Here is a 9,765-nt window from a genome sequence, read left to right on the forward strand (position 1 = left end):
CCCTGACGCGCGCACAGGAGCACGTGTTCCTCTCCCCCTCCCTCTCCGAGGCCCCCCGGCACATGTGCTGTCGGCGTGACCCGGCCGGCCGCACCCCTGACGGTCGCGGCAGACGCGGGTGGCGGTGGGCCGTTCACTCCGCCCGACCAACCCGCCCGACCAACCCGTCCGCCCGCCGCGCCAGCCGCTCACTGCCGGCCGCGCAGCTCCCGGTAGGCGGCGACCAGGGCCTTCGTGGACGCGTCCAGTCCGGGCACCTCCGCGCCCTCGGTGAGCGCCGGTTCCACCCGCTTGGCGAGGACCTTGCCGAGCTCGACGCCCCACTGGTCGAAGGAGTCGATGTTCCACACCGCGCCCTGCACGAACACCTTGTGCTCGTACAGCGCGACCAGCTGGCCCAGCACCGAGGGGGTCAGCTCACGCGCGAGGATCGTGGTCGTGGGGTGGTTGCCCCGGAAGGTCTTGTGCGGCACGAGTTCCTCCGGCGCCCCCTCCGCGCGTACCTCGTCCGGCGTCTTGCCGAAGGCCAGCGCCTGGGTCTGCGCGAAGAAGTTCGCCATCAGCAGGTCGTGCTGGGCCTTCAGCCCGTCGGCGAGGTCGGCGACCGGCTCGGCGAAGCCGATGAAGTCCGCCGGGATCAGCTTCGTGCCCTGGTGGATGAGCTGGTAGTAGGCGTGCTGGCCGTTGGTCCCCGGCGTGCCCCACACCACGGGGCCCGTCTGCCAGTCGACCTCCTGGCCGTCGCGGCCGACGTACTTGCCGTTGGACTCCATGTCCAGCTGCTGGAGGTACGCCGTGAACTTGGAGAGGTAGTGGCTGTAGGGGAGCACGGCGTGCGACTGGGCGTCGTGGAAGTTGCCGTACCAGATCCCCAACAGGCCCAGCAGCAGCGGCACGTTGGACTCGGCGGGAGCGGTCCTGAAGTGCTCGTCGACGAGGTGGAAGCCGTCGAGCATCTCCCGGAAGCGGTCCGGGCCGATCGCGATCATCAGGGACAGGCCGATGGCCGAGTCGTAGGAGTAGCGGCCGCCGACCCAGTCCCAGAACTCGAACATGTTGTCCGGGTCGATACCGAAGTCGCCGACCTTGCCGGCGTTCGTGGACAGCGCCACGAAGTGCCGGGCCACGGCCTCCTGACCGGCCTTCAGCTCGGTGAGCAGCCACGCGCGGGCCGACGTGGCGTTGGTGATCGTCTCGATCGTGGTGAACGTCTTGGACGCGATGACGAACAGGGTCTCCGCCGGGTCCAGGTCACGGATCGCCTCGTGCAGGTCGGCGCCGTCGACGTTGGACACGAAGCGGACCGTGAGGTCGCGGTCGGTGAAGCCGCGCAGCGCCTCGTACGCCATCGCCGGGCCGAGGTCGGAGCCGCCGATGCCGATGTTGACCACGTTCTTGATGCGCCGGCCGGTGTACCCGGTCCAGGCGCCGGAGCGGACGCGTTCGGCGAAGCCGGCCATCTTGTCGAGAACGGCGTGCACCCCCGGTACGACGTTCTGCCCGTCGACCTCGATCACGGCGTCCCGCGGGGCGCGCAGCGCGGTGTGCAACACGGCGCGGTTCTCGGTGGTGTTGATCCGCTCGCCGCGGAACATGGCGTCCCGGAGGCCGAAGACGTCCGTCGCGGCGGCCAGTTCGCGCAGCAGCCGCAGGGTCTCGTCGGTGACGAGCTGCTTGGAGTAGTCGACGTGGAGGTCACCGACCCGGAGCGTGTACCCGGTGCCGCGTCCCGGGTCGGCGGCGAACAGCTCCCGCAGCCGGACCTCGCCGAGTTCCTCGCGGTGCCTGGCCAGAGCGGTCCACTCGGGCGTCTGATTCAGCCTGGTACGGCCGTCTGCGTTCATCTCGGACTTCAGCCTTCTTCCTCGCCTGTGCCGCGTCCCGCTGCCGGTCCCAAACCTAGTGCCGCGACAGGCAACGTTCGCCCCGTCGCGACGCCCGGCACGCACTCTCGCCGCACCAGCCGAAGACCCGAGTACGTCCAGTACGAGGGCCTCCGGCCGGCACGCCGAGAGCACGCACCGGACGCCGCTCCTTCACGGGCAAACGTTGCCTGCCACGGCACTAGTTGATCAACGGGGACGCGACCCTGCGTCACGTGGTCGTACGGTGCAACAACAGGTACGTCCGTCTGACGCGGCGGTATCAACGGGGTGCCGGCGAGCCGCAACGGCGGCGCGGGGCAAGGCAAGAGAGGGCGAGAGAGCAGCGCACGAGGAGGCAGGGCAGCGGGAGGGCGTGCGCATCGATGTGCACGCGGGTGAGGCACACGGCGCGGAAAGCCGCGTTCACAGTGAACCGGCGGCACCCGTGCGTCTGCGCGGGCAGCGGGCACCGGGGCGCGGGCGCCCGAACGGCCCGGCGGGCGGCGGACGAGCGCCGGCGCGCGCTGTCGGAGACAGCTCCGGCCAGACACCCCTGGGTGACCGGCCGGTTGTCGACTTCTAGATCTCGCCCCGCAGTTTGGCGAGCGCCTCGGCGAGGATCGCCTCGCCGTCCGCGTCGCTGCGCCGCTCCCGCACATACGCGAGGTGCGTCTTGTACGGCTCGGTGCGCGGCGGGGCCGGCGGGTTGTCCCGGTCCTGACCTGCGGGGAAGCCGCAGCGCGGGCAGTCCCAGGTGTCGGGGACCTGCGCGTCGCTGGCGAAGCTGGGCTGCGTCTCGTGCCCGTTCGAGCACCAGAAGGAGATGCGCAGACGCGGCGCGGACTCGCCGCGCTCGGCCTCGCCCATCGGCCCCGCCCCGACCCGGCTACCTCGGATCGCGTTGCCACTTGCCACGGTCGTAACTCCCTGCGTGATGGTGCCGCGAAGCGAGTCGGCGTGTCGCCTCGTTGCGAGCGCCTCAGTCTACGTAAGGCCCAACGCGCGTCCAGTGGTTGGAGTTACAGCCCCTACACCTAGACGCAAGCCCCATGATAGGCCGCGCTCAGCTGCGCGTACCGAACATGGGGCCTTACGTGCGGAATGTACGTGTGTGATGTGCGTGCGTGGTGTGCTGTGTCAGCCGCTGATCAGTTGTTCGTCTTCATCAGGATGCCGAGGACGACGATGCACGTGAACCACAGCAGGCCGATCACCACGGTGATGCGGTCCAGGTTGCGCTCGGCGACCGAGGAGCCGCCGACGGACGACTGCATACCGCCACCGAACATGTCGGAGAGGCCGCCGCCCTTTCCCTTGTGCATCAGCACCAGCAGCATCATCAGCAGGCTGAAGACGATCAGGGCGATCGAGAACCCCAGAACCACGGCTGGACCAACTTCCTCGGACTCGGATGGACGACGGGGGCACGGTGGCTGGCCACCATGCCCCCGTAAGGGTACGACGGATCGTCGCTACCGCCTACTCGCTGATCGACTCACTGGTCGCGGAAGCGCACGATCTTGACGAACTCGTCGGCGTCCAGCGAGGCACCCCCGACCAGGGCGCCGTCGATGTCGGCCTGGGACATGATCTCGGCGACGTTGCCGGACTTCACGGAGCCGCCGTACTGGATGCGGACCTTGTCGGCCAGCTCCTGCGTGTACAGCTCGGCGACCTTGGCGCGGATGGCGGCGCAGACCTCCTGCGCGTCCTCGGCGCCGCACACCTTGCCGGTGCCGATCGCCCACACCGGCTCGTAGGCGATCACGACGGTCTCGGCCTGCTCGGCCGGGATGTCCTTGAGGCCGCCCTCGACCTGGGTGAGGGTGTGCGTCACGTGGTTGCCCGCGTCGCGGATCTCCAGTTCCTCGCCCACGCACAGGATCGGGGTCAGACCGTGCTTGTAGGCGGCCTTGACCTTGGCGTTCACTACGGCGTCGGTCTCGTCGTGGTACTGGCGGCGCTCGGAGTGGCCGACGGCCACGTACGTGCACTTGAGCTTGGCGAGCATCGAGCCGGAGATCTCGCCGGTGTAGGCACCGGAGTCGTGCGCCGAGACGTCCTGGGCGCCGTACTTGATCTTGAGCTTGTCGCCGTCGACCAGGGTCTGCACGGAGCGCAGGTCGGTGAAGGGCGGCAGGACCGCGACCTCACAGGCCTCGTAGTCCTTGTCGGCCAGGGCGAAGGCGAGCTTCTGGACGTGGGCGATGGCCTCGAGGTGGTTGAGGTTCATCTTCCAGTTGCCCGCCATCAGCGGCGTACGAGTGGTCATACGGGGTCAGTCCTCCAGTGCGGCGAGGCCGGGGAGCGTCTTGCCCTCGAGGTATTCGAGGGAGGCGCCGCCGCCGGTCGAGATGTGGCCGAATGCCGTCTCGTCGAAGCCCAGGATGCGGACGGCGGCGGCGGAGTCGCCACCGCCGACGACCGTGAAGGCCGGGGAGTCGAGAAGGGCCTGGGCGACCGCCTTGGTGCCCTCGGCGTAGTCGGGGTGCTCGAAGACGCCCATGGGACCGTTCCAGAAGACGGTGGCGGCGTCGGCGAGCTTAGAGGCGTACAGCTTCCGGGACTCCGGACCGATGTCCAGGCCCAGCTGGTCGGCGGGGATGGCGTCCGCGGCGACGGTGTTCGGGTTCGACGGCGCCTTGGTCTTCAGGTCCGGGAACCCGGTGGCGGTCAGCACGTCGACGGGGAGGACCAGCTCGACGCCGTTCTTCTCCGCCCGCTCGATGTACTCCTGGACGACCGGGATCTGGTCCTCCTGGAGGAGGGAGGCGCCGACCTCGTACCCCTTGGCCTTGAGGAAGGTGAACACCATGCCGCCGCCGACCAGGAGGCGGTCGGCCTTGCCGAGGAGCTGGTCGATGACGGCGAGCTTGTCGGAGACCTTGGACCCGCCGAGGGCGACGACGTAGGGCCGCTCGACGTCCTCGGTGAGCTTCTTCAGGACGGCGACCTCGGTGGCGATGAGGTAGCCGGCGGCGTGCGGCAGGCGGGCCGGGAGGTCGAAGACCGAGGCGTGCTTGCGGTGCACGGCTCCGAAGCCGTCACCGACGTACAGGTCGGCGAGCTGCGCCAGCTGGTCGGCGAACGCGCCGCGCTCGGCGTCGTCCTTGGACGTCTCGCCGGCGTTGAAGCGCAGGTTCTCCAGGACGGCGACCCGGCCGTCGGTGAGGCCCGCGACCGTGGACGCGGCGGACTCGCCGACCGTGTCGGTCGCGAACGCCACGTCGGCGCCGAGGAGTTCGCCGAGGCGGGCGGCGGCGGGGGCGAGTGAGAAGGCGGGGTCCGGGGCGCCCTTGGGGCGGCCCAGGTGCGAGGCGACGACCACCCGGGCGCCGGCCTCGGCGAGGGCCTTCACGGTGGGCAGGACGGCGCGGATACGGCCGTCGTCGGTGATGGTGGTCCCGTCGAGCGGAACGTTGAGGTCGGCGCGGACGAAGACCCGCTTGCCCGCGACGCCTTCGGCGAGAAGTTCGTCGATCGTCTTCATGGGGGGAACTCCTGGGAGGGCTCGTGGTACCCGTGATCGTGAGAGGGCTTGTTCCGTACGTGCGGCAGGGCTCGGGCGGCGCGTCCTCGCGCGGCCCGAGCCCTGCCCTCACATCGAGGTGCCTGCTCTGTCGGTCAGAGCTGGTTGCCGACGAAGACCGTCAGGTCGACGAGGCGGTTGGAGTAGCCCCACTCGTTGTCGTACCAGCCGAGGATCTTCACCGAGTTGCCCTCCTGGACCATGGTCAGGGAGGAGTCGAAGGTGCAGGAGGCCGGGTCGCCGACGATGTCCGAGGAGACGATCGGGTCCTCGGTGTAGGTCAGGTAGCCCTTGAGGTCGCCGTCGTCGGCGGCCTTCTTGAACGCGGCGTTGACCTCGTCCTTGGTGACCTCGCGCTGCAGCGTCACGACCAGGTCGGTGGCCGAGCCGGTCGGGACCGGGACGCGCATCGCGATGCCGTCCAGCTTGCCCTTGAGCTGCGGCAGGACCAGGGCGGTGGCCTTCGCGGCACCCGTCGTGGTCGGGATGATGTTCTCGGCGGCGGCGCGGGCGCGGCGCAGGTCCGAGTGCGGGAAGTCGAGGATGCGCTGGTCGTTGGTGTACGCGTGGACCGTCGTCATCAGGCCCTTGACGATGCCGAAGTTCTCGTCGAGCACCTTGGCCATCGGCGCCACACAGTTGGTGGTGCAGGAGGCGTTGGAGATGACGTGGTGGTTCGCCGCCTCGTACTTGTCCTGGTTGACGCCCATCACGATGGTGATGTCCTCGTCCTTGGCCGGAGCCGAGATGAGGACCTTCTTGGCACCGCCGGCGATGTGCCTCTCGGCGTCGGCCTTCTTCGTGAAGATGCCGGTCGACTCGATGACGATGTCGACGCCGAGGTCACCCCACGGGATGTCGGCGGGGTTGCGCTCGGACAGCACCTTGATGGTGTGGCCGTCCACGGTGATCGTGTCTGCGGTGTGCGACACCTCGGCCTTGAGGCGGCCCAGGATGGTGTCGTACTTGAGCAGATGAGCGGTGGTCGCGGTGTCACCCAGGTCGTTGACAGCCACGATCTCGATGTCAGCACCCTGCTCCAGCAGCGCGCGGAAGTAGTTACGACCGATGCGGCCAAAGCCGTTGATGCCTACGCGGATCGTCACGTAACCGATCTCCTCGTTGGTACGCCGGGTTCGACACCGGCGAGCTGTATGGGATGTCCCCGACCGCCTACGACCCTACCTCCCTGACGCCCCCGGGGTGACATCGAGATGCCCCATACACGGCAGGGCGGTCCGTACCCGTCAGTAGGGGTACGGACCGCCCGGGGTCGAAGAACCGATCACCCGATGTGACTACGGGGAATCAGCTCCCGTCGACCATGTGGGTCACCCTTTCAGGGCCGCGAGGGCCTTCTTGATCAGCGCGGTCCGGTCGGCCGCCGCGGTGACGTGCTCCAGGCCGAAACCCAGCAGCACGGTGTCGTCCGTGGTGACCGCTCCGTACGTCTGGAACAGGGTCCCGGTGCGCGTCCAGTCCCTCAGGACGGCCGGGCTGCCCGGGGGCGGCCCGGCCACCCTCCAGGCGCCGAGCGAGGTCTCGAATCCCTCGGCCCCGGTGGCCTTGCCGCCCACCACGAGCGCGGTGTCGTCGGCGAGGACGCCGTGACCGCCGGTGCCCGGGTCGGTGACGTAACTGATCGACACCTCGACCGACCTGCCCGCGTACGCGCTCAGGTCGAAGTTCACCTGCTGCCAGCCGCTGGAGGCGCCGGTGAGGCTGTTCCACGCGCCGGAGGTACCGGACGCGGTGCAGCCGCCGGACCCGACCGTCAGATAGTGCTTCAGCCAGGGGTGCTCGCCGACGTAGAAGCCGCCCTCGCACTCCGCCGGCACGGCGGTGCTGGTCGCGCCGCCGGCCTCCGGGAGGGTCGTCCAGTCGTCGGCCCCGACGGTGTGCGCCTCGATCACTACATGGTCGTAGCCGGGTTCGGTGTCCCACAGCAACTGTGCGCGCAGGGCGGGCGTGTCGGCCGCGGTGACCCCGGTGAGGTCGACGGTCCGGGTGAGCCGCTTGTACGCGTCGTCCGTGTGGACGGCGGCCGCCATCGCCGAGCCCGCGTAGGGCCCGTACGGGTTGACGGTTCCGGCGAACTGGCCCGCGCCCGCGCTCGCGAACTGCGGGTAGGTGGCGGCCGGCAGCTCGTCCGAGGTCACGCCGAAGGTGCCGGCCCGGTCGAGCGGGTTGCCGGGCGCGGCGCCGAGCGGGGCGGTGACGCCGGCGAGCGGGCCGGAGCCGGTGAAGCCGGTGGCCCCGGGGGTCGACGTGCGCGAGTAGGCGCCCAGGTAGTACTGGCTGAAGTCGTCCGACAGGGTGCCGTCGCCGAGGTCGACGTTCCCGCCGGCCTGTTCGCCCGCCTCGATCAGCTTGCCGCCCTCGTTGAGGAAGGCGCGCAGCTGGAGCTGGGTGGCGACGCCGGGGACGCCGGCGCCCGTGTAGTGGACGACCGTGCGGAAGTGGTCCAGCACGCCGAGCGCGTCCGGCGCGCCCTGCGTCGCGACGTCCCAGACGACGGCCCTGCGGCCGGCCGCCTTCAGCGCGTCGACGTACTTCTGCGCCTGCGTGGCGGCCGCGCCCTCCTCGGCGACCACGAGCGTGTCCCCGCGCGGCCGCTCGGCCACGGTGTACGTGAAGTGCCGGCTGGAGACCGCCTTCTTGTTCTTCGTCCCGCCGGTGAACCACACCTCGACCTTGTCGCCCGGATCGCCGTCCCTGACCTTGGCCCGGTACTCGTCGAAGTAGAGGTTGTCGTCACCGCCGTACGTCTCGCCGCCCTTCCACGCCCTCAGCGACGTGACCTTGGTACGGCCGCCGTTGACGCGGTACTTGAGCTTCTTGTCGCGCACCGCCTTCCGTACGACGACGGAGACCTGCTGGTCGGCGCCGCGGGAGTACGAGGTGGTGAACGCTGCCGGGGTGAAGTCGGCGGCGTCGAGCCCGACCGTGGACGAGGGCCGGTCCGGGTGGGCGGCGGTCTCGGCGACGGAGAGCGCGAAGGGGACGTTCTTCGCGAACTCGTCCTGGATCAGCTTCTCGTCGTCCGGGAAGGTGAAGATCGACTGGCAGTCGGCCGCGTTCCAGGCGTCGTCCGGATCGACGGCCGAGGCCGTCTGGCAGGTGGACATCTCGGGGGTGAACATCGACATGCCGTTGACGTTCGCCGCGTGGCCGTCGGCCTCGCCGTTGGTCGTGTACAGCTCCGAGGAGACCTGCGGGTGGTAACCGGGGACCGCCGAGTTGCCGGGTGTGCCCGCGAGTGCCTTGTAGACGACGTCGTCCGGAGTCGGCGTGGCCACCTGCCAGCCGACCCCGTACAGCAGGAGCTCGGCGGCGGAGTGGTAGTTGATGCCGTACGTGAACCCGACCCGCTTCTCGAAGGCGTCGAGCGCCTTGGTCTCGGGCTCCGAGCTCGGCGCGGCACCGCGGTAGGTCTGGCTGGTGGGGTTGGGCGAGGAACCCTCGTCGTCGTAGCCCCACTTGTAGGCGAAGTTGCGGTTGAGGTCGACGCCGTCGCCGGTCGAGATGACACCGTCGCCGTTGACGTCCCGCAGGTTCTTGCGCCACAGGCGGTTGTCGGAGTTCTGGAAGGTGTAGTCGTAGCCGTCGGGGTTGGCCGACAGCACGAACCAGAGTTCGGTGGTGTCGACGAGCTTCCTGACCCGCTTGTCCTTCTTGTAGTTGTCCAGGTAGTAGTGCATCAGCCGGCGGGTCATCTCCGGGGTGATCCACTCACGCGCGTGCTGGTTGGACATGTACAGCACGGAGGGCTTGGAGCCGTCCTTGGTCTTTCTCGCGCCCTTGGTCAGTTTGAGCGCGAGGATGTCCTGACCCTTGATCGTCTTGCCGATGGAGACGACCTTGGTGAGCCCCGGGTTCGCCTGCCCGGTCGCGACGATCTCCTCCTTGAGGCCCCCGCTGCCGCCGTACGGGCGGAACACGCCCTGGGCGGCGGCCCCGACGCGCGCCTTGGCCTTGGCTGAGAAGGTGTGCTCGGTGAGCTCGACGCCCTGCTTCTCCAGCGTCCCGGCCTGCTTGTCGGTGAGGTAGACCTCGACGGTGGCCCTGCCCTTCGCGGGCACCTGCTCGCCGAGTTCGTGACCGTCCTGTCCGGCGGCCAGCAGCAGGGGTACCTGCTTCCTGGTGACGTCGGCGCGGAAGACCTTGACCTCGTCCGCGTCCGATTTCCCGGGCGGGTTGCCCGGTTGCGCGTGGGCGACGGGCGCGAGGGCCGCTCCGCCGATCAGAAGCGCGCCGACGGCGAGGATCGATCTCGCTCTTCGTCTCATGAACCCCCCTTGCGTGAGTTCGCCACAGCAGCGAACCCTGCCAGGCTCATGACAGTTCATGATCGAGTCAAGGGCGCCTCAA

General features: G+C 69.4%; 7 protein-coding genes. All 7 read right to left on the minus strand.

The genetic code is table 11. From position 1 onward, the window contains the following. Positions 1 to 188: 188 nt before the first annotated feature. Positions 189 to 1,844, minus strand: a complete 1,656-nt coding sequence (pgi, locus tag AC07AZ_RS19175; protein ID WP_478849180.1) for a glucose-6-phosphate isomerase — start codon at positions 1,842 to 1,844, stop codon at positions 189 to 191. A 600-nt stretch (positions 1,845 to 2,444) separates the two neighbouring features. Beyond that, entirely contained in the window at positions 2,445 to 2,780 is a 336-nt protein-coding gene (locus AC07AZ_RS19180) for an RNA polymerase-binding protein RbpA (protein ID WP_010352468.1), read from the minus strand. Between the two features lie 233 nt (positions 2,781 to 3,013). Then, positions 3,014 to 3,250 (minus strand): preprotein translocase subunit SecG, encoded by a 237-nt coding sequence (gene secG, locus AC07AZ_RS19185; protein ID WP_478849183.1) that lies wholly within the window; start codon positions 3,248 to 3,250, stop codon positions 3,014 to 3,016. Positions 3,251 to 3,360: 110 nt separating this feature from the next. Continuing rightward, a complete protein-coding gene (gene tpiA / locus AC07AZ_RS19190) occupies positions 3,361 to 4,137 on the minus strand; it encodes a triose-phosphate isomerase (protein ID WP_478849185.1) in 777 nt (258 codons plus the stop codon). 6 nt (positions 4,138 to 4,143) lie between these two features. Continuing rightward, positions 4,144 to 5,355: a phosphoglycerate kinase gene (locus AC07AZ_RS19195; RefSeq protein ID WP_478849187.1), complete on the minus strand. Its 1,212-nt coding sequence runs from the start codon at positions 5,353 to 5,355 to the stop codon at positions 4,144 to 4,146. 134 nt (positions 5,356 to 5,489) lie between these two features. Next, positions 5,490 to 6,500, minus strand: coding sequence for a type I glyceraldehyde-3-phosphate dehydrogenase (gap, locus tag AC07AZ_RS19200; protein WP_478849189.1), 1,011 nt, complete (start codon positions 6,498 to 6,500; stop codon positions 5,490 to 5,492). A 225-nt stretch (positions 6,501 to 6,725) separates the two neighbouring features. Beyond that, entirely contained in the window at positions 6,726 to 9,683 is a 2,958-nt protein-coding gene (locus tag AC07AZ_RS19205) for a M14 family metallopeptidase (RefSeq protein ID WP_478849191.1), read from the minus strand. Positions 9,684 to 9,765: the final 82 nt, after the last annotated feature.

It is taken from the genome of Streptomyces sp. NPDC043878 (assembly GCF_056435735.1).